This window comes from Kutzneria kofuensis, from assembly GCF_014203355.1.
GTDB lineage: Bacteria > Actinomycetota > Actinomycetes > Mycobacteriales > Pseudonocardiaceae > Kutzneria > Kutzneria kofuensis.
The window spans coordinates 7,976,907-8,002,094 of record NZ_JACHIR010000001.1 but is presented as its reverse complement, the minus strand read 5'-3'; the positions used below and the strand labels follow the sequence as shown (position 1 = coordinate 8,002,094).

Sequence of the window (25,188 nt, the reverse complement as noted above, 5' to 3'; positions counted from 1 at the left end):
ATCAGCAGCTGGAGCCGGTCTGCGTGAGCAGCCCCAGCCGCCACGGCAGGTAGGTGTACGGACCGGACGCGGACGGATCCTTGCCCTGGTAGAGGTACTGCAGGTGGCACGGGTCGATGGTCAGGGTCTGGTCGTAGCCGTCACGGATCATCTCGCCGTGGCTGAAGTCCTTCGTCCACGCCGGGCCGGTAAAGGTCACGTTGTCGGCGCGGGCGAACGGGTTGGACTCGGTGTCGGCCAGCGGTGTCCAGGCGCCGTCCAGCCGGCCGGCCGTCCACGAGCGGAAGTACCGGCGCCCGTCCGAGCCGATCGCCTCCACCAGCAGCAGGTAGCCGTTCTGCCCCTTGAGCTTGTACACGTTGGACGCTTCGAACAGGTGGAACTTGTTGCTGTCCTGCAGCACGATGGTGGTGTCGGTGAAGCCGTCGGGGAAGTTCGCCACCGAGGTGCGCGAGCGGTAGAGATGCCCGTTGTCGTCGGAGAAGAACAGGTAGCAGTTGGCCGAGTCGCAGATCACCCAGAAGTCGATCCAGCCGTGACTTCCCTTGTTCTGGGTGACGATCGGCGGTTCGGCGGCGAAGAAGTGCTGCGGCGCCGACCAGGTGTCCGGGCGGCCGGGGTCGCTCGCGGTGGAGAACGAGGGCGGGCCGGTCTGGTAGACCAGGTACCACTTGTGCTGCGGGGCGAAGTAGAACAGCTGCGGCGCGGCCGCGTACCGGCTGCCGATGTTCGGGTTGGTGTCCAGGTGGTACGTCGGCGCCGACGCGGCCTGCGACCAGTCGGTGAAGTTCACGGTGGCCATGCTGTACTTGCCGGCGCTGTTGACCGTGGAGGCGTACACGTACCAGCGGTTGTTGTAGCGGACGACGCTCGGGTCCTTGATGGACACCAGGCTGTGACTCGAGTCCGACCGCGGGCTGATGACCACGCCGCCGGAGTTCCACCGGAAGCTGCCGGGCAGCGTCACCGCCGCGGCGCTCGACGTGGTGGCGCAGACGGCGGCCACCGCCACGACCGCCGCGACGAGAACGCGAGGCCACCGGCGCGGCGGGGAGCCTGCTGGCATGAAACGACCTCCTGGCGGAGAGGACGGAGTCGACCTGACGTCGTCATCGAAAATGTTCTGTTGATCACGGTGTCGAAATGGCTTTTCGCACGATAGGAGTAGCCGCCCAGCCGAGTCAAGCTCGGTTCCTTCGAAACAAATTTTCGATACTCCGTTCACCCGACCAGCTCCGTTGACAGCGCTTCCGACCCGCCCCTAAAGTCCGAAGGACCGGACGCCTTTCGGTCGGCTTTCTTCACCGTTGACAAAATCGTGCCGTTCGGCGGTCTCGCCGAAGGCGGCCGGTCGTCCCCTGCCGCTGCGACGAGGATATGAGGCCCGACGATGCGCCCTGCCCCGATCCGGCCGTTTCGACGACGGCTCGCCCGGGCCGCCCCCGTGCTGGCGGCCGTGCTCGCCACCGGCCTGCTGACCGCCGCGCCGGGCGGCGCCGCGACCCCGCACACCCCGCCGACCAAGACGGTGCGCGTGTTCTGGCTCCGCCCGTCCGACGTGCCCTACGACCAGCGCTATCCCAACGGCATCGCCGGCGTGATGGCCGAGGCGCAGCGGTTCTACCAGAAGCAGCTCGGCAAGACGTTCACGCTGAACAGCCCGGTGGTCGAGGTCGTCACCGGCGACCACACCAGGAGCTGGTACGAGAACACCGCCAACGGCGGCGACCGGTACTGGTGGTCGGTGTTCAACATGCAGGCCGAGCTGCGGCGCAAGCTCGGCCTCGGCGCGCCGGACAGTCGCTGGCTGAACGTCGGCGAGGTCAGCGCCGAGGGCCCCGGCGCGGGCGGCGGCGGAGGCGGCGGCTGGGTGCTGATGCCCAAGCACGACGCGGACGGGGCCGCCGGCGTCAACGGGCCGATGAACCGCTGGTACGGCGGCATGGTGCACGAGCTGGGGCACGCCTTCGGCCTGCCGGACGCCTCCTCCACCGACGGCACCTGCATGTCCGCGTCGATGTACGACTACCCCAACTGCAACTTCAGCCAGCAGCAGCGCAACGCCATCCTGAGCGGCCCCTACGCCGGCTTCCTGCACTGACGGAGACCTCCATGAAACGGCTCTCACTCGTCCTGGCCGCCGTGCTCGCGCTGGCGACCGCTCCCCCGGCCCAGGCCCTGGGCAACGGCCTGGCCAAGACCCCGCAGATGGGCTTCAACGACTGGAACGCCTACGGCTGCAACGTCTCCGAGTCGCTGATCAAGTCCACCGCGCTGGCCATGCACAACAACGGCATGCAGGCCGCCGGCTACCAGTACGTCAACATCGACGACTGCTGGCTGACCCACAACCGCGACGGCAACGGCAACCTGGTGCCGGACCGCAACAAGTTCCCGGACGGCATCGCCGGCACCGCCCAGTACGTGCACTCCCTGGGCCTCAAGCTCGGCATCTACGAGGACGCCGGCACCGCCACCTGCGCCGGCTACCCCGGCAGCCTCGGCCATGAGCGGCAGGACGCGGCGCTGTTCGCGTCCTGGGGCGTGGACTACCTCAAGTACGACAACTGCAACAACCAGGGCGTCGGCGCGCAGTCCCGCTACACCGCCATGCGCGACGCGCTCGCGGCGACCGGCCGGCCGATCCTGTTCAGCCTGTGCAACTGGGGCCAGGAGAACGTCTGGACCTGGGGGTCGCAGGTCGGCAACAGCTGGCGCACCACCGGCGACATCTCGCCGAGCTTCAGCTCCATGCTGGGCATCTTCCACGCCAACGTGCGCCTGTCCGGCTACGCCGGCCCCGGCGGCTGGAACGACCCGGACATGCTGGAGATCGGCAACGGCATGTCGGCCACCGAGGACCGCGCCGAGTTCAGCCTGTGGGCCGAGATGGCCGCGCCGCTGATCGCCGGCACGAACATCGCCGGCGCCAGCTCCACCACCGTGAGCATCCTGGCCAACAAGGCCGTCATCGCCGTCGACCAGGACTCCCTCGGCAAGCAGGGCCGCATGGTCTCCTCCACCAACGGCCACGACGTGCTGGCCAAGCCGCTGGCCAACGGCGACGTGTCCGTGGTGCTGTTCAACGAGACCGGCTCCACGGCGACCATCAGCACCACCACGTCGGCCATCGGCAAGACCGGGGCCGCCGGCTACAACCTCACCGATCTGTGGTCCGGCGCGAAGTCCAGCACCACCGGCACGATTTCCGCGTCGGTGCCCGCGCACGGCGTCGTGATGTATCGCGTTTCCAGCAAGTGACGAAGCGGCCCCTGTCCCGGCGGTGCACCGGGGCAGGGGCTTTTCGACGCCCGCCGGTGAGGGAATTCCCTGCGTTTACTCCGATGGTCACGAATCGAATTCGACGGGTCGACGGCTTCCTGTATTCAATCGGCCGACCGACGGGGCGGGACACACATTGTCCCGCCGGCGCCTCGGGCCCGTCGATTCAGGTGTCGGCCGCTGGATCCGGTGGGTGATCAGGGACCACGGCGAAGGCCCCGACATTGATCTGCGAGGCCGGACCGGGCGGCCATGCTGTTGCCGGAGTTGGTCAGGGTGCCCGGTGTGGACCGGCGCGCCGGCCGCCGTGACCCCCAACGCCACGGCGGTCGGGCGCAACGACGGGCATCAGTCCCCCACTCCTGACGACGGTCGAGCCGGACACGACCGAGTGTGCTCGCCCGCACACCTTGTGTCAATCGTTGTCGATAACGTTTTACAGCTGCTCCAGCGGGTGCGGGTGATCATTCCTTGACCGCCCCGCCGGTCATGCCGGCCACGACGTAGCGCTGGGCCACCACCAGCAGAATCGCCGCGGGGACCGAGGCCAGCACCGCGGTGGCCATCACCCCGTTCCAGTCGGCGGTCTGGTTGCCCACGAAGCGGTAGATCCCGACCGTGACCGGCTCGATGCCCTGCCCGGTGGTCAGCGTGACGGCGAACAGGAAGTCCGCCCAGGCGAACAGGAAGGAGAACAGCCCCGCGGTGATCACCGCGTTGCGGCTGACCGGGACGATGACCGAGGTGAACGTGCGCCAGTAGCCGGCGCCGTCCACCCGGGCCGCCTCGGACAGCTCACGGGGGATGGCCACCATGAACGCGCGCAACACCAGGATCGCGAACGGCACCGTCGCGGTGGAGTCGGCCAGCACCAGCCCGAGGTAGTTGTCGATCAGGCCGAGGCTGCCGAACAACGCGTACAGCGAGTTCGCCATCACGATGCCGGGGATCATCTGCACGATCAGCAGGGCGAACACGAACACGGGACCACCGCGCCACGGCAATCGCGCCAGGGAGTACGCGGCCGGCGTCGCGATCAGCAGCGACACCAGCACGGTGCCGCCGGCCACCACCAGGCTGGACAGCAGGTGCCCGCCCTGAGTGGCCAGCGCCTCGCGATAGCCGTCCAGGGTCGCGGGAAGCGGCAGGAACTCCGGTGTCGGCCGCAGCAGCGCCCCGCTGGGCTGCAGCGACGCGTTGAGCATCCAGTACAGCGGGAACAGCAGCACCAGCACGATCAGCACGCCGGCGACGGTCCTGACCCGGCCCCTCATGCCAGCGGCTCCCGGGCCGAGCGCAGGTACACGAACCCGAACCCGGTCGCCACCAGGATCAGCACGTTCCCGATCGCCGCGCCCTGCCCGAAGGCGAAGTCGTGGAACGACAGGCTGTAGGAGAACGTGGTCAATGTCTGGGTGGCGTTGGCCGGGCCGCCGCCGGTGATCACCATGATCACGTCGAACACCTTGATCGTGTACACCAGGCCCAGCATCAGCACGATCCAGGTCACGGGCCGCAGCAGCGGCCAGGTCACGTCGCGGAACCGCTGCCAGGCGTTCGCGCCGTCCAGCGCCGCCGCCTCGTACAGCGAACCGGGAATGGCACGCAGGCCGCCGTGCAGCAGCACCAGGTTGAACGGGATGCCGATCCAGATGTTGGTCAGGATCACGGCCGGCAGCGCCCACCCGGTGTCGGTCAGCCACGGCACCGCCGGCAGGCCCACCAGGCGCAGCGCCGTGTTGAGCACACCATGGTCCTGGTCGAACATCCACCGCCACACCGCGCCGCTGACCACCAGCGGCAACAGCCAAGGCAGGAGCAGCAGCGCCCGCAGCGTCGCGCTGCCCAGGAACCGGCCGTTGAAGAACACCGCCAGCGCCAGGCCGATCCCGAATTGGAAGGCGATCGAGCCGACCGTGAACCACACGGTGTTCAGCGCCGCCTTGCCGAAGACGGGGTTGCCGATCGCCGCCAGGTAGTTCGCGACCCCGACGAACGGCGCCTCCCCGGTGTAGAACGAGCGGACGCTGTAGTCCCGCACACTCATCAGGATGTTGTAGACCAGCGGATATCCGAAGAAGACCAGGACGTACAGCAGTGCGGGCAGCAGGAAGGCGATGGCGGCCGCGCGCCGGCTCACGACCCGCCCGCCTGCTGGGCCTGGCGCAGCGCCTGCTCGGGCGACTGGCTGCCGGTGATCGCCGCCTGCACCGCGGTGGCCAGCGCCTGCGATACCTTCGGGTACCTCTCCCCCAGCTCGGCCGAACGGGACCGGGCGGTCGCCACCTCGGTCACGAACGGCTGCATGGTCGGGTGCTGCTGGCCGAACTTCTCCGCCACGTCCTTTTTGGACGGAACGTAGGCGTGGCCGGCGTCCCAGCTCTGCATCACGTCCGGCGACAGCAGGCAGGACAGCACCTTCGCCGCCGACTGCTGAGTGGCCTGGCCGGTCGCCGGGATGACGCCGATCTCGCCGCCCAACGCGACGGTCGGCTCGCCGCCCGCGGCCGGCGTCGGGATCGGCACCACGCCGTAGTGCAGCGACTTCTCGTCGTCCAGCCGGGCCAGGTTCCACGACCCGTTGATCATCATGGCCGCGTTGCCGGCGACGAACTGGTCGGCCACGTCGTTCTGGTTCCAGTTCAGCACCGACTTGGACGCCGAGCCGGCGGAAACCAGGCCGGACACGAACTCCAGCGCCCGCACCGCCCTGTCGGAGTCCAGTGTGGACAGATCGGCGCCGTTGCTCCAGAAGAACGGCAGGAACTGCCACGTGCCTTCCTCCGACGGGATCGCCGAGAAGGCCAGGCCGTACCGCTGCCCCTTGGTCAGCTTGGCCGCGGCCGCCTTGAGCTCGTCCCACGTGCGCGGCGGCTCCACCCCCGCCTCGGCCAGCATGTCCTTGTTGTAGAGCAGGGCGAGACCGTTCACGCCGGGCGCCAGCCCGTACACCTTGCCCTGGTAGGTGCCGGCCTTGACGATGCTGTCGTAGTAGCTGTCGGTGGCGATGCCGTAGTCCGACAGCGGCGTGAGCGCGCCCGTGCTGGCGATCTGCTGCACCGTCGGGTTGTCGGTGAACACCAGATTCGGCAGCGACCGCGAGCTCGCACCCTGCAGGATCTTGGGCAGCATCTGGTCCGTGGGCACGGTCTGCCGCTGGATCGTCACGCCGGTCTGCCGGGCGCAGGTGTCCAGCACCTTCTGCCAGGCCGCCGAGCCCTGCTGGTCGGTGTAGTAGTCCAGCTCGGTGATGGAGTTCGCCGCGCTGCCGCCGGACGACCCGCAGGCGGCCAACGCCAGCACGAGCGCCACTGCCGCCGCCGGCCTCCCGATAGCCTTGTTCAGGCGTGCAATTGTGGACGACAACGCCGTCATCTCCTCTTGGTGTCGAATCCCGGCCCGAATCAGGGGCGCGGTCGCGCGGTGCTGTGTCGCTGCGTCAGCCGGGGCGAGAGCAGCCTGATCTCGGCCGGCGCCGGGCCGTCGAGCTGCCGCATCGTCATGTCCACCGCCAGCCGGCCCAGCTCCGCCGCGGGAATGGCGAGCGAGGTCAGCGCGACGGACTGCGCCTTGGCCATGTCGTCGGGGCAGACCGCCACGACCGAGATGTCACGGGGGACGTCGAGACCGCGGTGGCGCACCTCGGACAGCAACGGGCCGAGCACGGCCTCGTTGTGCGTCACGATCGCGGTGATCGACGGGTCGGCGTCCAGCGTCTGGTGCAGGGAAACGCGCACGCCGTCGTAGGAAGGCACGCACGGGTGGGAGACCGCGTGCAGGCCACGCGCCGCCACCGCCTCGGTGAAGCCGCGCAGGAATCGACCGGCGTAGCTGGTGCCGCGCTCGTAGACCGCCGGAGACGGGCCGAGCAACGCGATGCGGCGGTGCCCGAGGTCGGCCAGGTGGTTCACGGTGGCCGCGCCGGCCGCCACGAAGTCGAGGTCCACACAGGTCAGCCCCTGCGGTTGGTCGGGCACGCCGACCAGCACCACCGGCCGCCGCAACGACGCCAGCACCGGGATCCTCGGCTCGGCCGCCTCCACGTCCATCACGATGAGCGCGTCGGCGATGGCCGAGCCGATGACGCGGCGCAGTCCGGCCGACCCCTCGTCCTTGGTCAGCAGCAACAGGTCGTGGTCGTACGCCCGGGCGGCCCCGACCATCGCCGCGACGAACTGCATCACCACGGGGACGTTGAGGTCGACCCGGAACGGGACGACCAACGCGATGACGTGCGTGCGGCTGCTGGCCAGCGCCCGAGCCCGGGCGTTGGGTTGGTACCCCAGTCTGCGGATGCTCTGCTGCACCCTTCTCCTGGTCTCCAGGGAGATCGTGCGCTTGCCACTGAGCACATAGGACACCGTGCTCGGCGAGACCCCAGCCGCCCTGGCCACATCCGTGATGGTCACCATGTCGACCTCCCACTGTCACAGCGCATCGGTGCCGGTCTTGAGGAAACCGATGCCCAGCCGGGGAACCGGCACCTCGTACCCGGTGCAGCGGCGAGATCTTCCCGTCCAGGGCGGGCCGGGAGGTCAGGTCGTCGACCCGCACCGACAACGGAAGGCCGGATTCGCGGAACCGACCCACGGCCGTCGCGGCCGCGGCCGTCGCGACGGTGAGGACGGCCGCCACGGCAAGGGGGACGCTTCCGCACCATCGAGGTAGGCGCGCCAACGTACACCTCCGGCCAGACGGGTTCCTCGAATCGCTTCGACAGTTCGGCATATGACCCGCGCCACCAGGCCGAACCGTGCCAGGACTATCGCAACGGCGTCGCGAGGGCGTCAAGCTCGATGCGCTTCGACAGCAATGGTTTCGACGAGTTGACGGTCCGCCGCAGTGCGCTGACGGCTGCTGACCTGCGACTCCCCGACTCGCCGGCCGGCGTCCCCAGCGGCGTGACAACCGCGTCGCGAGCCGCTCCCGATTGAAACTTTCACCGGTCGCATTCACCACGTCCTCCCGTGAGCGACCTTTCCTTGCCCACGGGGGAAGATTGAGATAACACTGGGTCCTCCGCTGGACGAAGCCGTCTTGTGAGGTGGAGCGTGACCGCTGTCGAGCCGTGCCCGGCATCCCCGACGCTCGCCGACGTCGCGCGAGCGGCCGGCGTGTCGCTGGCCACCGCGTCCCGGGTGCTCAACCGAGTACCCCTCGTGCGGGCCGAGACCCGCAGGCAGGTCGAGTCCGCGATCGCCGCGCTGGGTTACCGGCGCCAGCGCGCCGCGCGGTCCGCTCCTCCGGCACGCACCCGTTCCATCGCGTTGGTGGTGTGCGAGGAGGGCCTGCGGCTGTTCACCGACCCGTACTTCGCTCGGATCGTGGCCGGCATCAGCCGCGAGGTGACCGCCGCGGAAGTGCAGCTGGTGCTGCTCACGGTTCCGTCCACCAAGGACTCCCAGGTGCCGGCGATGCACTATCTGGGCAGTGGCCCCGTCGACGGGGCGCTGTTCGTGAGCATGCACGGCCGCAGCCCGCTGAACGTGGGACGGATCGGCGTACCCGTTGTCGTCGGTGGGCAACCGATGCACGGCAACGACATCAACCAGGTTTCCTACGTGGACGTCGACAACCACGGCGGGGCCGTGCGGGCGGTCCGCCACCTCATCGACAGTGGCCGGTCGATGATCGCCACCGTGGCGGGGCCACGGGACATGACCGCGGGGTTCGACCGGCTCGCCGGCTACCGCCGGGTCATGGCCGACGCGGAACGGTCCGACCACGGCCTCGTGTACTTCGGCGACTTCAGCCAGGCCTCCGGCGAGCACGCCACGGTCCGGCTGCTGGAACGCCGGCCCCACGTGGACGCGATCTTCGCCGCGTCGGACCTGATGGCCGTCGGGGTGCTGCGCGCGTTACGCCGGGCCGGCCGCCGCGTGCCCGACGACGTCGCCGTGATCGGCTTCGACGACCTGCCGGTCGGCCGGCACACCGATCCCCCGCTGACCACCGTGCGCCAGCCCACCGAGGAGTTGGGCGCCCGGATGGTCCGCGAGCTGCTCGGCCTGATGGACGACAGTTCCGCCCCGCAGTGCGGCGTTGTGCTCGACACGGAGCTGGTGCCGCGCGCCTCGGCGTGATTCGACGTGTATGAAGTCCCTTGTGGACAGTGGGACGATTGTCGGGGTTGCGACCGTGTGGCCGGCCTCCGGGGAGGACCGGCCCGCTCCGGCCGTGGTTCAGCGGTGACTGTAGATGGTGGCCTCCTTGCCGGTGGCCTTGATCCCGTTGGGGCCGTTGATGATCCGCTTACCCCAGGTCGTGAGCTGGTTGGGGTTGAAGTTGTTCGTCATGTCCAGCCGCGCGTCGTTGTTGCCGGCCCACGACCAGCCCAGGTAGCCGATGCCCCGGGCCACCGCCTGCGCCATCAGCGTCTGGTCGTCCACCTCGCTCGCGGCGAAGTGCCAACCGAACTCCCCCACGACCAGTGGCAGTCCCTTGTTCTTGAAGGCGTCGAAGTACGAGGTGATCGACGCCGCGGTGTTGTAGACGGCGTACATGTGCACCGAGAACACGGTGTTGTGCTGGGAGTCGGCGTTCCACACCGTCTGCGCGGTGTCGCGCATGACGTGGTCCTGGTCCTGACCCCAGTTGGGCGCGTCGACCATCAGCAGGTGCTGGAAGCCGTTGGCCCGCATCCGCCGCACCGCGTTGGCCGTGGCGGTGGTCCACTGGCCCGGGTTGTTGTTGCCGATCGGCTCGTTGCCGATGTTGATCACGACGTAGTTCTCCTGGCCGACCAGGTTGTTCTTCTGCCCGATCCAGTAGCTGACGGCCTGGTCCAGCGTGGCGGCGGCGCCGTCCTGGCCGTAACCGGTGGTGTCGTGCACCTCCAGCACACAGATCAGCCGGTTGCGCTTGCACTGCGCGACGACGTTGGCCACGTCGTTGGACGGGCCCCACCTCTTGCCACTGCCCAACACCACGCGCACGGTGTTCGCGCCCTGCGCCTTGATGTTGGCGAACGAACTGGTCTGGCTGGGGAACCAGACGTGCTCGTGGCTGATGCCGCGCATGATGAACTTCTGGCCGTTGGCCTCGACGATGTCGCGACCGCTGATGTGCAATCCCGTTGCGCTGGGGGCGGCCGACGTCGACGGGACGGCGACCACGACCGACGCGACGGCGGCGAGCAGGGTCGCGCCGAGCACGGCAAGTGACTTTCTCATGAGCACCTCTTCGTTGCGGTCCCCGAGTTCGGGGCACGATTACTTGGTGCGGCAGGGAAACGACGACGATCGTCACCAGCGGACTCGACGTCCGTCAAGCCGGGACGGGCAGGCACCCGCGAATCGGGCCGACGAACGTGCTTCCCGGCCGTGTTCACCGAAAGTTTCATCGACGCCGCCTCGTTCCCGCCCGGGTCCGCCGGGTGGCGCCCGGCGGGCCGCGGCGATGCTGCCGGCACCGCAGCCAAGCGCGTGGCATGGACGAAACCGCAGGCACGACACCATTTCTTTCGCCGCGACGGGCGCATGTCTCCGGCATGGCGGCGAGACACAGGGCCGCCTCGTGTGGCCGTCCGGCGGCCAGGCTCGCGGTGATGAAGCGCGGGCCCTTGAAATGATCTCCGATGAAGCGCTTCGATCTCACCGTGCCGGAAAACGCTTTCCATCCCGCCGGAGCCGCGACCACGTCCGCCATCACGGACGGAGTCGACGAAGTCGTCGCGCTCGTCGCCCGTTAGGGACGGGCGCGTACGGAGTCGGGGCAGGGATCTTGCGGCGAGCCCTGCCCCGACTCGCACTTCGACACCCTTCCCGGACCACATCTCGCCGCTGCGCAACTGCGTCCACTGTGCACACGAGACCTCAGGAGGTCGCTGTGAACTGGCGTTTTCTCCGGGCAACGGTCACCGGCCTGCTGCTGGCCGCCTGCGCCGCCATGGCTCCCGTCCCGGCCGGAGCCGTGGCCGCCGCACCCACACGGATCATGGCGCTGGGCGACTCCATCACCGGCTCCCCCGGCTGCTGGCGCGCCCTGCTGTGGCGGCACCTGCGCGCCACCGGCCACGGCAACATCGACTTCGTCGGCACGCTGCCGGCCCCGGGCTGCGGATTCGCCTACGACGGCGAGAACGAGGGTCACGGCGGCATCCTGGCCACCGGCATCGTCCGCAACAACCAACTTCCCGGCTGGCTGTCGGCCACCCGTCCGGACGTCGTCCTGATGCACCTGGGCACCAACGACGTCTGGAGCAATGTTCCGGCCAGCACCATTCTCAACGCCTACACCACCATGCTCGGCCAGATGCGGGCCAGCAAGCCGACCATCAAGCTCGTCGTCGCCCGCATCATCCCGATGAACCCGGCCAACTGCCCTGCCTGCGGCCAGCGGGTGGTCGCACTCGACAACGCCATTCCCAGCTGGGCCAAGGCCCACAGCACCGCCGCCTCACCGATCACCGTCGTCGACCAGTGGACCGGGTTCAACCCAGCAACCGACACCGTCGACGGGGTGCACCCGAACAGCACCACCGGCATCCAGAAGATGGAGAGCCGCTGGTATCCCGCCGTGGTCGGGGCGCTGGGCTGACGATCTCGCCGGCGGGCGGGCCAATGGCACCGCCGGCCGGCGAAATCACAGCCGCAGGACCCTCTCGGCGTTGCTGTGGGCGATGCGCGCCAGATCCGCGGGAGCGTACGGCGCGGTGCGCAGGAACTCGACCGCCTCCGCCGTCGACTCGTACGGGTAGTCGATGGCGAACAGCACCCGATCGGTCCCGACCTCGTGCGTCGCGCCCAACAACGCCGCGTGTGAGAACACGCCACTGGTCGTCACGTACACGTTGTGCCGCAGGTAGTGCGACGGCAACTGCCGGGGCCGGCGCTCGACATCGGCCTGCCGGTAGCGGCTGTCGAGCCGGGCCAGCTGGAAAGGCAGCAGCTCGCCCATGTGCCCCAGCATCACCGACGCCCCCGGGAACGCGTCGAACACACCACCGTAGATCAACCGCAGCGCGTGGGCGCCGACCGCCGCCGTCCACCCCCAGGACGGCCCGCCCAGCACCGGATACCCGTCCAGCACCCGCCAGCGGTCGGCCGGCACGATCGCCGGATGCAGGTACAGCGTCACCCCGAGGCGCTCCAACTCCGCCCACACCGGGCGGAACCGGGGTTCGTCCAGATAGTGCCCGCCGACGTGGTCGTTGTGCAGCACCCCCTTCAGCCCGAGCTCGTGCACGGCCCGGCGCAGTTCGGCCACCGCGGCGTCGGGGTCCTGCAGCGGCAGGGCCGCGAAGCCGGCGAACCGGGTCGGGTGCGCGGCGACGGCGTCGGCGAGGTGGTCGTTGATCCGCCGTGCGGCGGCGACCGCCTCGGCCGCGTCGTCGATGACCTCCAGGCCCGGCGAGGTCATCGACAGCACCTGCACGTCCACGCCGTGGGCGTCCATGTCGGCCAGGCGCAGCTCAGCCAGGTCCGGCAGGCGACGGCCCCACTCCCGAATCCACCGCTCGGGCATGCCCGCACCGGCCGGCGGCCACGAGATCACCTCCGGCACCGAGAAGGCCTCCTCCACCGCGATCACCCGCACGTCTGCCTCCCACACTCGACCATTAGGCAACCTAACGTTAGGCTACCTAACAGTCGCCGGGCAACCCCTGGTGCCGGGGACTAAGATCGACCGACGCCGACCGCGGAGATGACTGCCATGGCCACGCCCACGCCGGAACCCGAGCCGCTGATCCGGCTGCTTTGGCGCGCCCACAACTGGTTCCGCGCTGCCGTGATCGCCGCCCTCGATGCCGGCGACGACCCGGCGACGATCACCGCGGCCCAGGCGACACTGCTGAGCCAGCTCCCGTCGGACGGCGCCAGCATCGCGGAACTGGCCCGCCTGATCGGCGTCAGCTCACCGACCGTCCACCAATGGGTGCACGAACTGGTGGCCATGGACGCCCTGACCGTCGAACCCGACCCCGCCTCCGCCCGGACCAAACTGGTCCGCCTCACCGAGTCCGGGCACCGGCGCCGCGCGCGGACCATGCGGTTGCTGGCCGGGATCGAGGCAAACCTGGCCGAAGTCATCGGCGCCGGCACGGTCGACGCGCTCCGCGCCGCCCTGGAAGCCCCGTGGGGAGATCCCGAGGCCGCCGCCGGTTCCCGATCCTGAGGCCACGGGACTTCGGAAATATTCGCCAGACGGTCGACGGGTCAGGATTCCCGGCTGACGGGTTCGGCCGGGGCGGCGGTGCTGGCCCGTTCGACCAGGTGCGCGATGGGAGACCAGCGCTCGGCCACGGGCCCGCCGTCCACCAGTTCCAGCACGGATTCCGCGACGGCGCGGCCGAACTGGTGCACGTCGACGCTCATGGTGGTCAGCGGCGGCACGGCGAGCCGGCACAGGGTGGAGTCGTCCCAGGCGATCAGGCTGAGCTGATCCGGGACGGCGACACCGCGCTCGGCCGCTGCCGCGAGCCCGGCCACCGCCATCACGTCGTTGTCGTACAGGATGGCGGTCGGCCGGTCCTCCCGGTCCAGCAGCTCGGCGGTGAGCTTGGCGCCGGCTTCCTCCGAGTAGTCGCCCTCCAGGATCACCGCCTCCGCGCACACTTCCCGCATGGCGGCGGATCGCGCCCGGGTGTGCAGCAGATTCGCCGGACCGCTGACCCGGGCGATGCGGCGATGGCCGAGGCCCAGCAGGTATGCCACCGCTTCCCGCATCGGGCCGGCGTCGTCGGTGCGGACCGCCGGCAGGTCGCAGGCCTCGGCCGGCGCCCCGACCAGCACGGCCGGCAGCCCCAGCTCTTGGAGCACGGCCGGGCGGTGGTCGTCGTCGGTGCGGTTGACCACGGTGACCGCGTCCACCAGATGGTGCGCGGCCCAGCGGCGGTAGGTGGCGATCTCGTCGTCGTGTGTGGTCACCACGTGCAGCAGCACCGACAGGTCGCGCTCGGCCAGGCGCTCGTCGATGCCGCCGATGAACTCCATGAAGAACGGTTCGATGCCCAGCAATCGCAGCGGCCGGGCCAACACGAGGCCGACCGCTCCGGCGCCGGGCACGGCACTGCTCACGGGTGATGCACCACCGATCCACACAAGTCGTTGACGCTGCGCAGCACCGGCGCGGCGGTCAGCGCGGCCGGGTCGAGCCGGGCACCGGTGCGTACCTCGAACGCGGCGGACTCGCCGGCGAGGAGGGTCACCATCGCGTCGTCCACAACGGCGTCGGGGGCGAGCCGGTCCGCCAACAGCGTGACATCCCGGACGAACGAGCGGGCGGTGACCTCGACCCGGTAGCCGCCGGGCACAGCGGTGGCAGTGGCGGTGAGGGCGTCGTCCTCATACGCCAGGTCGCGGTCCTCGGCGAACAGGTGCACGGCGCGGGCGTCCATGGTCGTCGCCACCAGCACCTCCTGCCGCGGGTCGTCGGGGGTGAGCAGGCCGTCGGCCAGCTCGACGTGCGCGACCGACCGGGCCGGGACGTCGAGGGCGAGCCTAGCGCCGGCCAGTTCCACCCCGGCGAAGGTCTGCCGGGTCAGCGCGAGCTCCCCCACCCACGGGTCGTCCCGGTCGTTCACGGCGACGAGGACCCACCGGCCGTCCCGTGGCTGCACGGTCAGCAGCCGCGGGGCGAAGGCCCGGCGCAGCGCGTACCACAGCGGCTTGACCCGCTCGTCGCTGTCCACGGCCGCCCACGAGGTGACCGGCCAGCAGTCGTTGAGCTGCCACACGATCGCGCCGGCCGTGCGGGGCCACCAGGACCGGAAGTGCTCGATGCCGAAGGCGACGGCACGGGCCTGGTTGAGCTGCGTCGCCCAGTGCCAGTCGGCGAAGTCGGCGGGCAGCGGCAGGTGCGGGGCGAGGCCGCGCTCCAGCTTGCCGTTGCCGTCCTCGGCCTTCTGGTGGGCCAGGAACACGGGCGAGGTCGGCGTCAGCGGCTCGTCGCGCACCCAGCGGGTGAGCGTGGCCCAGGTGGGCGGCCCCTGGAAGCCGAACTCGGAGCAGAAGCGCGGCACGTGGTCGCGGTAGCGGGTGTAGTCGACCCGGTTCCACACCTCCCATTCATGCCGCGTGCCGTGGTCGGGATCGTTGGGGTGCGGCGACTCGGCGGCGTGCTGGGTGCTGTACGGGCTGCCCGGGCTGTAGTGCCGGGTGGGATCCAGCTCGGCCACGATCGCCGGCAGCAGCTCGGTGTAGTAGCGGTGTCCCCAGGTGCGGCCGGCGAGTTCGCCCGCCCAGCCCCAGTCGGCGTAGCCCCACAGGTTCTCGTTGTTGCCGTTCCACAGGGCCAAGGACGGGTGCGGGGTGAGCCGGGCGACGTGCTCCCGCGCCTCGGCCGCCACCTCGCTCCACAGTGGATCCTCCTCGGGGTAGCCGGCGCAGGCGAACAGGAAGTCCTGCCACACCAGGACACCCCGCTCGTCGCACAGTTCGTAGAAGTCCTCGGACTCGTACACGCCGCCGCCCCACACCCGCAGCATGTTGAGGTTCGCGGCCACGGCCTGGTCGATCCGGCGGGCCAGCCGGTCGCGGGTGATGCGGGTGAGGAAGTGGTCGTCGGGAATCCAGTTGGCGCCCTTGGCGAACAGGCGTTGCCCGTTGACGACGAACGTGAACGGCGTGCCGATGTCGTCGGGCGTGGTGTCCACCGTGACGGTGCGGAACCCGATGCGGCGGCGGTACTCGCCCAGCGGTGCGCCGTCGGCGGTGGTGAGGGCGACGGCGAGGTCGTGCAGCGGCTGCTCGCCGTAGCCCGCCGGCCACCACAGCGGGACGTCCGGAACGGTGAGCTCGACGACGGCGGCCGTCGCACCGGCCGCCACCGTGACATCAGCTGCCTGGCCGGCGACGGCGGCGACGAGGACCAACTCCTCGGCACGGTCGGCGCGTTCGATGTCGACGTGCACGGCCACCCGGCCGGTGCCGTCATCGTCCACTGTGACCAGCGGACGCACCTCTGCCAGCCTTGCGGCGCGCCAGCGTTGCAAGTGGACCGGCTGCCAGATGCCGGCGGTCTGCAGGTCCGGGCCCCAGTCCCAGCCGAAGCTGCACGCCATCTTCCGCACCATGTTGAACGGGTGCGAGTTGACGTGGTCGCGCCGCCCCAGCTCGGCCGCCAGCTCCTCGGCATGGGCGAGAGCCGAGCGGAACTTGACCACCAGCTCGTTGGTCCCGGCCCGCAGCGCGTCGCGGACGTCGAACCGGTACGTCCGGTGCATGTTGGCGGTCCGGCCCAGTTCCTGCCCGTTGAGGGTGATGACGGCGACCGTGTCGAGGCCCTCGAACACCAGGTCGCAGCGCTCTCCCGCTTCGGGGGCGGTTGCGTCGAAAGTGGTCCGGTAGCGCCAGGTGGCGCGGTGCGCCCATGCCAGGTCGTCGGCGACGCGGTCCAGGTAGGGGTCGGCGATCAGGCCGGCCGACAGCAGGTCCAGGTGCGCGGAGCCCGGCACGGTGGCGGGGACCGTGCGGCCCGCGAGGTCGGCCGGCACGGCGTCGCCGAGCGGCGTGAGCTGCCAGCCTCGGTCCAGGGTCTCAACGATCACGGGCGGGCGCTCCTCGCGGCATCGGGACGGGGGATGCCCGATTCTGCTGCCCGCGAGTAAAATTAGTCAACGAAGAAAGTTTCACGACCAGACGGGGTCCGGAGCTACGACACCTGGACCGCGACAGGCGGCGGTTCCGGCACGGTGAGGTCCCCGGGCAGCCGCTCCCCCGTGTGCAGCGGCACCAGCTCGGACTGCAGAACCATTGCCGCACCGCCGATGGCGGACGCGGAGGCTGCCGAGGGCGACAGCCGCACCTCGACCCGGTGCGCGCTGCGGCCGACGAACGCCGTGTCCAACTCGGCCTGCACCACCGGCAGGTACAGCGACCCGGCCACGGCGAAGCTCGGACCGGTGAGCACCAGCACCGCGACGTCCATGACGTTGGCGAGGGTGCGCGCGGCCGCCGCCAGGTAGCGCCCCGAGCGCTCCAGCAACGCGACCGCCCCGGACTCGCCCCGCCGCGCGGCCCGGCTGATCGCCGCGAAGTCCGCGGCCACCGAGTCCCGGTGCAGCAGGCCACGGCCGGCCAGCCCGATGGCCCGGGCCAAGGCCCGGTCGGCGCGGGCGGCGGCCACCACCACCGCGGGGCCGGCCAGCACCTCCAGGCACCCGCGCGCCCCGCACCAGCACAGCGGGCCGTCCACGTCCAGGCAGGCGTGGCCGATCTCGCCGGCTTCACCGCTGGCCCCCGTGTAGGTGAGGCCGCCGACGACCAGGCCGGCCCCGATGCCGCTGCCCATGTACAGGGCGGCGAAGGTGCCGGCGTCGCTGACCCCGCCGGACCAGTGCTCGCCCAGCGCGGCGGCGGTGGCGTCGTTGCCGACCACCACCGGCAGGCCGGTGGCCCCGGTCAACGCGTCGTCCACGGGAAAGTCCTGCCACCGGCGCAGCGGCGGCGGGGCGACGCGGAACCCGCCGCCCGCGGTGAGCCGGCCCGGCGCGACCAGGCCGACGCCCAGCACGCGGTCCCGGTCCACGCCCGCCCCGGCGATCAGCGCGGCCACCTCACGGCCCATCCGGCGCACCACGTCGGCGGGCTGGTCGCCGGCGGCGCCGAGCCGGGAGATCCGCGCGACGACCGATCCGTTCAGGTCGGTCAGGGCGTAGGTGATGCGGTCCTGGTCGAGGTGGACGCCGACGGCGAAGCGCGCGGACTCGTTCAGCCGCAGCAGCACCCGGCGCTTGCCGCCGGTGGACTCGGCGTGGCCCGTCTCGACGACGAGACCCTCGTCGATCAGCTTGCGGACGGTGGTCGAGATGGTCGCGCCGGTCAGGCCGGTGGCGTTGGCCAGCCCCACCCGGCTGATGGTGCCGGCGGCCCGGATCACGTCCAGCACGGCGGCCTTGCTGCTGGCGTGCGGCGTGACGCGCGGTCCGCTCACCGGTCCTCCCACCTTTGTTCGCTCGCTGTTCGAAGCGTATCGGACAACCGACGCCCGGCCGATCGCCGCACGGCCCCCGTGCCCAGGGGTTTCTCGGCGCGGGCCTTGGACCGGACCACCTGACAGGAACGGACAGACGACATCCAGGTGTTGACTTGGTTTCTTCGGCTACTTAACAATGCCATCCGATCGGTGCCAGGCCAACGACGACGGCGCGGCCCGCGACCCGGGTCGACCGCGCCACCGCAGCTTCCGCCCACGCAGTCCCATCCACCGAGAGGACCATCCGTGATGTTCCAGCAGGCTCGGCGCGGACGACGTCGCGCCGCCGCGGTCGCCGCCGTCGTGCTCGCCGCGCTGACGGCCGCCGGCTGTGCGGGCGGCAGCGGCAGTGGCGGCCGTGACGACACGCTCGTCGTCTACACGGGACAGTCCAGCGACTACCAGGTCAACTTCAACCCGTTCTCGCCCAACCTGATCGAGGGTCCCGGCACGATCTTCGAGCCGCTGTTCTTCTACAACGTGGTCCGCAACGACCCGCCGGCGCCGCGCCTGGGCACCGCCTACAGCTGGAACGCGACCGGCACCGAGCTGGACATCACGGTGCGGGACAACGCCACCTGGTCGGACGGCGTGAAGTTCACCGCCGCCGACGTGGTCTACACGCTCGACCTGATCAGCAAGAACAAGGCGCTCAACACCACCGGCTACGCCGGCCAGGCCAGGGCCGTCGACGACACGCACGTGGCGGTGACCTTCCCCGAGCCGTCGTTCATGCAGGGCCCACAGGTGCTGGGGCGGATCTTCATCGTGCCGCAGCACCTGTGGAAGGACATCGCGAACCCGGTCACCGACCCGGTGAAGAACCCGGTCGGCACCGGGCCGTACCAGCTGGACGACTTCAAGCCGCAGGCGTTCACGCTCAAGGCCAATCCGCACTACTGGGGCGGCGAGCCGGCGGTCAAGAAGATCCGCGCCGTGTCGCTGTCGGGCAACCAGGCCGGCGCCGACGCGCTCGCCGCCGGCACGATCGACTGGCAGACCGGGCCGGTGCCGGACATCAAGGACATCGAGAAGAACTACCCGGGGTACAAGGCGGCCATCACCCCGTTGAACCAGGTCGCGCTGTTCACCTGCTCCAACGCGCAGCTGGGCTGCACCGGTCCGCAGACCGACCCGGCCGTCCGCAAGGCGATCTACTACGCGCTCAACCGCACCCAGCTCAACTCGCTGGCGTTCGAGAACACCTCGACCCCGATCTCCCCCGGCTTCGCGCTGATCGGCCGGGACGACAAGCTCATCTCCGGCAAGCTGCACGACCGCACCGCGCCGATGTCACCGGACACCGCCAAGGCCGCGCAGGTGCTCGCCGAGGCCGGCTACACCAAGGGCGCGGACGGCGTCTACGCCCGCAACGGCACGCCGCTGGCGCTCAGCGTCAAGGTCGTCGCCGGCTGGACCGACTACATCACCGCCGTGGACACGATGGCCCAGCAGCTGCAGCGGTTCGGCATCAAGCTGACCGCCGAGCAGCTGTCCTGGAACGAGTGGTCCGACGCGCGCGGCCGCGGCCAGTACCAGCTGCTGATCGACTCGCTGTACCAGGGGCCCGCGCCCGACCCGTTCTACCTCTACAGCTACTTCTTCAGCAGCAAGAACACCGCGCCGGCCGGGCAGGTCGCCAACCCGAACTTCGGCCGGTTCAGCGACCCGGCCGTGGACGCCGCGCTGGCCGCGCTCGACAAGATCGACGGCAAGGACACGGCCGCCCGCCAGCCCTACCTCGACACCGTGCAGACCCGGATCGAGGAGGTCATGCCGTACATCCCGGTGCTCACCGGCAGCGCGATCAGCGAGTTCAACGCGGCGAAGTTCACCGGCTTCCCCACCAAGGACGACGTCTACGCCTTCCCGGCGGTGTGGGGACGGCCGGACGCCTCGCAGATCTACATCCACCTCAAGCCGGCGGGCTGACGGCCGGACGAGGAGGGCCCGTCGTGCGGTACTACGTCCGCAAGATCGCGTTCTACCTGGTCGCCCTGTGGGCGGCGGTGACACTCAACTTCGTCGTGCCGAGGCTGATGCCGGGCAATCCGGTGGACGCGCTGCTGGCCCGGCTCGCGGAGCACGGCGGGCCGCCGGATCCGGCGGTGCGCCGGGCCTACGAGCTCCTTCTCGGCGCCGACACCGGGGAGTCGCTGCCGCGGCAGTACGTCGAGTACCTGGGCAACATGCTGCACGGGAACCTGGGCGTGTCGGTCAGCGCGTTCCCGGCCCCGGTGTCGGAGGTGATCGCCCAGTCGCTGCCGTGGACGCTGGTGCTGGTCGGGCTGGCCACGCTGATGTCGTTCGCGCTGGGCATCGGCCTCGGCGCGGTCGTCGGGTGGCGGCGCGGCACCTGGCTGGACCACCTCGTGCCGGCCACCACCGTGCTGTCGGCGGTGCCGTACTTCTGGCTGGCGCTGATCCTGGTCGCGGTGTTCGCCTCCGGGCTGGGCTGGTTCCCGCTCAACAGCGGGTACGACGTCGCCCTCGACCCGGGCTGGAACGGCGAGTTCATCGCGTCCGCGCTCTACCACGGCGCGCTGCCGGCGCTGACGATCGTGCTGTCCTCGGTGGGCGGCTGGCTGCTGGGGATGCGCAACATGATGGTGGCCACCGGCTCGGAGGACTACGTGCTCACCGCCCAGGCCAAGGGCCTGCGGGACAGCCGGGTGATGATCCGGTACGCGGCCCGCAACGCGGTGCTGCCGTCGGTGTCGGGATTCGCCATCGCGCTGGGTTTCGTGGTGTCCGGCTCGATCGTCACCGAGCAGGTGTTCTCGTACCCGGGCATCGGTTCCAAGCTGCTGCTCGCCGTGGCGAGCAACGACTACGCGCTGATGCAGGGCGTCTTCCTGGTGATCACGGTCGCCGTCCTCGGCGCCAACCTGGTCGTGGACCTGCTGCACGGCCTGATGGACCCCCGAACCCGAGCCGGCCGATAGCCAGGGAGAGCATCCGATGACCTCGACCTCGCGCCGCGGCGGCTGGCGCGCCGTGCTGCCCCGCTGGTCGCCGAAGCTGGGGATCGGCCTCGCGCTGGTCGGCCTGATCGCGCTGTTCGGTCTGGTCGGCCCGCTGCTGCTGGGCGACCCGAACACGGTGCGCGACATCGGCCTGACCCCGCCCGGCGGCCAGCACCCGCTCGGCACCACCCAGACCGGCCAGGACGTGCTGGCCCAGCTCGCCGCCTCGACCCGCGGCTCGCTGCAGACCGGCCTGCTGGTCGGGCTGCTGGCCACGGCGCTGTCCGGCCTGTTCGGCGTGGTCGGCAGCTACCTCGGCGGGGCGGTGGACGAGCTGTTCTCGTTGGCGTCCAACGTGATGCTGGTGATTCCCGGCCTGCCGCTGGTGATCGTCATCGCCGGCTTCGTGCCGGCCGACCAGCGCGGCTCGTGGACGATCGCGGTGGTGCTGGCGATCACCGGGTGGGCGGCCAGCGCGCGGGTGCTGCGAGCGCAGACCTTGTCGCTGCGCAACCGGGACTACGTGGCCGCGGCCCGGGTGGCCGGCGAGAAGCCGTGGCGGATCGTGGCCAACGAGATCCTGCCGAACCTGCTGCCGATCCTGGCCTCGCAGTTCGTGTTCGCCGTGCTGCTGGCCATCCTCAACGAGGCCGGGCTGGCCTTCCTCGGCCTCGGCGAATCCCGGTCGTCGACGCTCGGCACCATGTTGTACTACGCCCAGAACGGGTTCGCGCTGCGGCGTGGCGCCTGGTGGTGGTTCGTGCCGCCGGGCGCGGTGATCGCGTTGCTCGGCTGCGGCCTGTCGCTGGTCAACTTCAGCATCGACGAGATCATCAACCCCCGGCTGCGGGACACGCCGCTGCGGCGGGGCCGGGCCCGGGTCGCGCGGACCAGCCCGCCGCCGGCGGAGCACCGGCCGGACGCGGTGCTCACCGTCACCGGGCTGGACGTGGTGTACCGCACCGACACCCCGGTGCACGCGGTGCGGGACGTGTCGCTGACGCTGCGGCGTGGCGAGGTGCTGGGCCTGGCCGGCGAGTCCGGCTGCGGCAAGACCACCCTGGCGTACGCGGTGAACCGGCTGCACCGACCGCCGGCCGAGGTCACCGCCGGGTCCGTGGTGTTCCACGACCGCGACGGCACCGACGTCGACGTGCTGAACCTGCCGCCCGAGCAGCTGCGAGCGTTCCGCTGGTCCAAGCTGTCGATGGTGTTCCAGGGGGCGATGAACTCGCTGAACCCGGTCACCACCGTGCACAGCCAGCTCGACGACGTGCTGCGGACCCATCGGCCGGGCATGACCGAGCGGCAACGACGGGAGCGGTGCGCCGAGGTGCTGCGCCTGGTGGGGGTGGATCCGCGCCGGCTGCGTTCGTACGCCCACGAGCTGTCCGGCGGCATGCGGCAACGGGTGATGATCGCGATGGCGCTGCTGCTCGAACCACAGGTCATGATCATGGACGAGCCGACGACCGCGCTGGATGTCGTGGTGCAGCGCGGCATTCTCGACGAGATCCTCCGGTTCCGCGACGAACTGGGCTTCGCCGTCGTGCTGATCACCCACGACCTGCCGCTGCTGCTGGAGGTCGCGGACCGCATCGCGGTGATGCGCGCCGGCGAGGTGGTGGAGCTGGACACCGCCGAGCGGATCCACCAGGACCCGCAGCACGCGTACACGCGCACCCTGCTGGCCTCCTTCCCCAGCCTGGCCGGTGAACGCCGCGACTACCTCGTCCCGGCGACCGCCCTGCCCGACGGAGGTTCGCGGTGACCACGTTGCACGCCAACAACCTCGTCAAGGACTACACCGTCCGCCGCACCCGGCTGCGCGCCGTGGACGACGTCACCTTCACGCTCACACCCGGCCGCACCCTCGGTCTGGTCGGCGAATCCGGCTCGGGCAAGTCCACTGTGGCCAAGCTGTTGACCAGGTTGGAGAAACCCAGCGGCGGCAGCATCGGGCTGACCGACGCCGACGGCGCGGCGGTGCCCGACCGGCAGCACCGGCACCACGTGCAGATGGTGTTCCAGGACCCGTTCGCGTCGCTGAACCCGTTCCACACCGTCGAGCACCACATCGCGCGGCCGCTGCGGCTGCACCACCGCGCCGCCGGCAAGCAGGAGACCCGCGAGCAGGTGGCCCGGCTGCTGGAACGCGTGAACCTCGATCCCGAGGAGTTCACCCACCGCCGCCCGCACGAGCTGTCCGGCGGCCAGCGGCAGCGGGTGGCCATCGCCCGCGCGCTGGCCCCGGGCGCGCAGGTGGTGATCGCCGACGAGCCGGTGTCCATGTTGGACGTCTCGATCCGGTTGGGAGTGCTGAGCCTGCTGGCCCGGCTCCAGCGGGAGGAGCAGCTCGCCGTCCTGTACATCACGCACGATCTGGCCACCGCGCGGCACTTCTCCGACGACGTGATCGTCATGTACCGGGGCCGGATCGTCGAACGGGGACCCGCCGACGAGGTGATCCTGCGCCCCCGGCATCCCTACACCCGGCTGCTGGCCGCGTCCGCGCCGAATCCAGACGCGCGCACCACGGACGGACGCCGCCGGGAGGACCCCGCCGCCACCCGGCCGCCGGACGGCGCCGGGGGCGGCGCGGGCCCGGGCTGCGGCTTCCGGGACCGCTGCCCGCTCGCCACCGCCACCTGCGCGCAGACCCCGCCGGACGAGCCGGTCGGCCCCGGCCACCTGGTGAAGTGCTGGCATCCGGGCGACGAGTCGTGACCGCCGGCGAGATCCGCCAGCACCGGGCCGGGAACGTCGAGCACTGGGCGTGGCTGGCCGGTGAGCGCCACCGCCTGGTCCGCTTCGCCGGGGCGGCCCGGCACCCCGACGGCGGGTTCGGGTGGCTGGACGGCGCCGGCCGGCTGGTGCCGGACCAGCCGGTGGCCACCTGGATCACCGCCCGGATGACGCACGTGTTCAGCCTCGCGCACGGGCTCGGCGAGTCGGGAGCCGCCGAGCTGGCGGCGCACGGTGTGGCGGCGTTGCGGGGCCGCCTGCGCGACCCGGTGCACGGCGGCTGGTACGCCAGCACGGCCGATCCGCGTAAGGCGGGTTACGAGCACGCGTTCGTCGTGCTGGCGGCCGCGAGCGCCACCGCCGCCGAGGCGCCCGGGGCGGCGGAGCTGCTGGCCGAGGCGTTGTCCGTGGTGGAGCAGCGGTTCTGGGACGAGGAAGCCGGCCTGGCCCGGAGAGCTGGGACCGCGCATGGCTGTCCACGGAGGACTATCGCGGCGCCAACAGCAACATGCACCTGGTGGAGGCGTTCCTCGCGGCCGGGGACGTCACCGGCGACCCGCGGTGGCACCGGCGGGCACTGCGGATCGCCGAGCATCTGGTGCACGGGGTGGCCGCCGCGCACGACTGGCGGCTGCCCGAGCACTTCACCGCCGCCTGGGTCCCGCTGCCCGACCACAACCGGGACCGGCCCGACCACCCGTTCCGGCCGTTCGGCGGCACCCCCGGTCATTGGCTGGAGTGGTCCCGGCTGTTGCTGCACCTGGCGGCGACGTTCGGTGCGGACGCCCCGGCCTGGCTGGCGGACGACGCGCGGCGGCTGTTCGACTCGGCCGTCACGCGCGGCTGGCGGGCCGATGGGCTTCCGGGCTTCGTGTACACAGTGGACTGGCAGGACCGTCCTGTCGTGCGGTCCCGTATGCACTGGGTGATCGCCGAGGCGGTGCTGGCCGCGCACGCTCTGCACGTTCACACCGGCGATGCCGGCTACCTGCGCCGGTACCACGAGTTCTGGGAGTTCGCCCGCACTCGACACCTCGACCCGGTCGGCGGCAGCTGGCACCACGAGCTCGATCCGGAGGGGCGGCCGGCCGCGACCGTGTGGGCCGGCAAGCCCGATGTGTACCACGCCTTCCAGGCCGCCCTGCTGCCCGTGCTGCCGCTGTCCCCCGCCGCCGCGGTGGCGTGCGGCCGCCCGGTCTGATCGATCTCGCGCTCATCACCGACCACAACGGCACGCCCACCGCGTACGGCGCCGGCCTGCGCAAGCACCCGGCCGCCG

Annotated in this window: 19 protein-coding genes and 1 pseudogene; 10 read left to right on the top strand and 10 right to left on the bottom strand. The window is 70.8% G+C overall.

The features are described 5' to 3' along the window. Position 1: 1 nt before the first annotated feature. Positions 2 to 1,066, bottom strand: a complete 1,065-nt coding sequence (locus BJ998_RS36445; protein WP_184867836.1) for a glycoside hydrolase family 62 protein — start codon at positions 1,064 to 1,066, stop codon at positions 2 to 4. Positions 1,067 to 1,390: 324 nt separating this feature from the next. Between BJ998_RS36445 and BJ998_RS36440 the strand changes: the two genes are divergently transcribed. Next, a complete protein-coding gene (locus BJ998_RS36440; protein WP_246488724.1) occupies positions 1,391 to 2,101 on the top strand; it encodes a metallopeptidase domain-containing protein in 711 nt (236 codons plus the stop codon). A gap of 11 nt (positions 2,102 to 2,112) precedes the next feature. Then, complete coding sequence (locus BJ998_RS36435; protein WP_184867835.1) at positions 2,113 to 3,261, top strand: glycoside hydrolase family 27 protein; 1,149 nt, start codon at positions 2,113 to 2,115, stop codon at positions 3,259 to 3,261. A gap of 485 nt (positions 3,262 to 3,746) precedes the next feature. On the opposite strand, the gene BJ998_RS36430 is transcribed toward BJ998_RS36435, so the two are convergent. From BJ998_RS36430 to BJ998_RS36415, 4 genes are read right to left on the bottom strand one after another with little or no spacing between them, the layout of a single operon-like run. Continuing rightward, positions 3,747 to 4,556, bottom strand: coding sequence for a carbohydrate ABC transporter permease (locus tag BJ998_RS36430; RefSeq protein ID WP_184867834.1), 810 nt, complete (start codon positions 4,554 to 4,556; stop codon positions 3,747 to 3,749). Further along, positions 4,553 to 5,422 carry a carbohydrate ABC transporter permease gene (locus BJ998_RS36425; protein ID WP_184867833.1) on the bottom strand — a complete coding sequence of 290 codons (870 nt, stop codon included), beginning with the start codon at positions 5,420 to 5,422 and terminating at the stop codon, positions 4,553 to 4,555. Before BJ998_RS36425 ends, BJ998_RS36430 begins: the two co-directional genes overlap by 4 nt. After that, positions 5,419 to 6,657 carry an ABC transporter substrate-binding protein gene (locus tag BJ998_RS36420; protein WP_184867832.1) on the bottom strand — a complete coding sequence of 413 codons (1,239 nt, stop codon included), beginning with the start codon at positions 6,655 to 6,657 and terminating at the stop codon, positions 5,419 to 5,421. Before BJ998_RS36420 ends, BJ998_RS36425 begins: the two co-directional genes overlap by 4 nt. Positions 6,658 to 6,686: 29 nt before the next feature. Next, entirely contained in the window at positions 6,687 to 7,694 is a 1,008-nt protein-coding gene (locus BJ998_RS36415) for a LacI family DNA-binding transcriptional regulator (protein ID WP_184867831.1), read from the bottom strand. Between the two features lie 639 nt (positions 7,695 to 8,333). Here BJ998_RS36415 and BJ998_RS36410 point away from each other — a divergent pair. Beyond that, positions 8,334 to 9,365, top strand: coding sequence for a LacI family DNA-binding transcriptional regulator (locus BJ998_RS36410; RefSeq protein WP_184867830.1), 1,032 nt, complete (start codon positions 8,334 to 8,336; stop codon positions 9,363 to 9,365). A gap of 99 nt (positions 9,366 to 9,464) precedes the next feature. Here BJ998_RS36410 and BJ998_RS36405 read toward each other — a convergent pair whose 3' ends face one another. Then, positions 9,465 to 10,454: a glycoside hydrolase family 5 protein gene (locus BJ998_RS36405; RefSeq protein WP_184867829.1), complete on the bottom strand. Its 990-nt coding sequence runs from the start codon at positions 10,452 to 10,454 to the stop codon at positions 9,465 to 9,467. Positions 10,455 to 11,109: 655 nt separating this feature from the next. Here BJ998_RS36405 and BJ998_RS36400 point away from each other — a divergent pair. Then, the gene (locus BJ998_RS36400; RefSeq protein ID WP_184867828.1) at positions 11,110 to 11,820 is read left to right on the top strand and encodes an SGNH/GDSL hydrolase family protein; all 711 of its coding nucleotides are present in this window, start codon (positions 11,110 to 11,112) and stop codon (positions 11,818 to 11,820) included. Positions 11,821 to 11,865: 45 nt separating this feature from the next. On the opposite strand, the gene BJ998_RS36395 is transcribed toward BJ998_RS36400, so the two are convergent. Further along, positions 11,866 to 12,819: an amidohydrolase family protein gene (locus tag BJ998_RS36395; protein WP_184867827.1), complete on the bottom strand. Its 954-nt coding sequence runs from the start codon at positions 12,817 to 12,819 to the stop codon at positions 11,866 to 11,868. A gap of 117 nt (positions 12,820 to 12,936) precedes the next feature. Between BJ998_RS36395 and BJ998_RS36390 the strand changes: the two genes are divergently transcribed. Continuing rightward, positions 12,937 to 13,398, top strand: a complete 462-nt coding sequence (locus BJ998_RS36390) for a MarR family winged helix-turn-helix transcriptional regulator (RefSeq protein WP_184867826.1) — start codon at positions 12,937 to 12,939, stop codon at positions 13,396 to 13,398. A 41-nt stretch (positions 13,399 to 13,439) separates the two neighbouring features. Here the strand turns inward: BJ998_RS36390 and BJ998_RS36385 are convergent, their stop codons facing one another. The 3 genes from BJ998_RS36385 to BJ998_RS36375 all read right to left on the bottom strand — a co-directional run bounded on the left by BJ998_RS36385 (position 13,440) and on the right by BJ998_RS36375 (position 18,156). After that, positions 13,440 to 14,300: a LacI family DNA-binding transcriptional regulator gene (locus BJ998_RS36385; RefSeq protein WP_184867825.1), complete on the bottom strand. Its 861-nt coding sequence runs from the start codon at positions 14,298 to 14,300 to the stop codon at positions 13,440 to 13,442. Beyond that, on the bottom strand, positions 14,297 to 16,771 hold the full coding sequence (locus BJ998_RS36380) for a glycoside hydrolase family 2 protein (protein ID WP_184867824.1): 2,475 nt from the start codon (positions 16,769 to 16,771) through the stop codon (positions 14,297 to 14,299). Before BJ998_RS36380 ends, BJ998_RS36385 begins: the two co-directional genes overlap by 4 nt. Positions 16,772 to 16,875: 104 nt before the next feature. Continuing rightward, entirely contained in the window at positions 16,876 to 18,156 is a 1,281-nt protein-coding gene (locus BJ998_RS36375) for an ROK family transcriptional regulator (RefSeq protein WP_184867823.1), read from the bottom strand. A gap of 291 nt (positions 18,157 to 18,447) precedes the next feature. Between BJ998_RS36375 and BJ998_RS36370 the strand changes: the two genes are divergently transcribed. The 5 genes and pseudogenes from BJ998_RS36370 to BJ998_RS49630 all read left to right on the top strand — a co-directional run bounded on the left by BJ998_RS36370 (position 18,448) and on the right by BJ998_RS49630 (position 25,110). After that, on the top strand, positions 18,448 to 20,130 hold the full coding sequence (locus tag BJ998_RS36370) for an ABC transporter substrate-binding protein (RefSeq protein WP_184869165.1): 1,683 nt from the start codon (positions 18,448 to 18,450) through the stop codon (positions 20,128 to 20,130). A 23-nt stretch (positions 20,131 to 20,153) separates the two neighbouring features. Beyond that, positions 20,154 to 21,143 carry an ABC transporter permease gene (locus tag BJ998_RS36365; protein ID WP_184867822.1) on the top strand — a complete coding sequence of 330 codons (990 nt, stop codon included), beginning with the start codon at positions 20,154 to 20,156 and terminating at the stop codon, positions 21,141 to 21,143. Between the two features lie 16 nt (positions 21,144 to 21,159). Beyond that, entirely contained in the window at positions 21,160 to 22,935 is a 1,776-nt protein-coding gene (locus BJ998_RS36360) for a dipeptide/oligopeptide/nickel ABC transporter permease/ATP-binding protein (RefSeq protein ID WP_184867821.1), read from the top strand. Then, entirely contained in the window at positions 22,932 to 23,891 is a 960-nt protein-coding gene (locus tag BJ998_RS36355; RefSeq protein ID WP_184867820.1) for an ABC transporter ATP-binding protein, read from the top strand. The genes BJ998_RS36360 and BJ998_RS36355 overlap by 4 nt, the downstream gene beginning before the upstream one ends. After that, a pseudogene (locus BJ998_RS49630) lies at positions 23,864 to 25,110 on the top strand (AGE family epimerase/isomerase). Before BJ998_RS36355 ends, BJ998_RS49630 begins: the two are co-directional and overlap by 28 nt. Positions 25,111 to 25,188 lie beyond the last annotated feature (78 nt).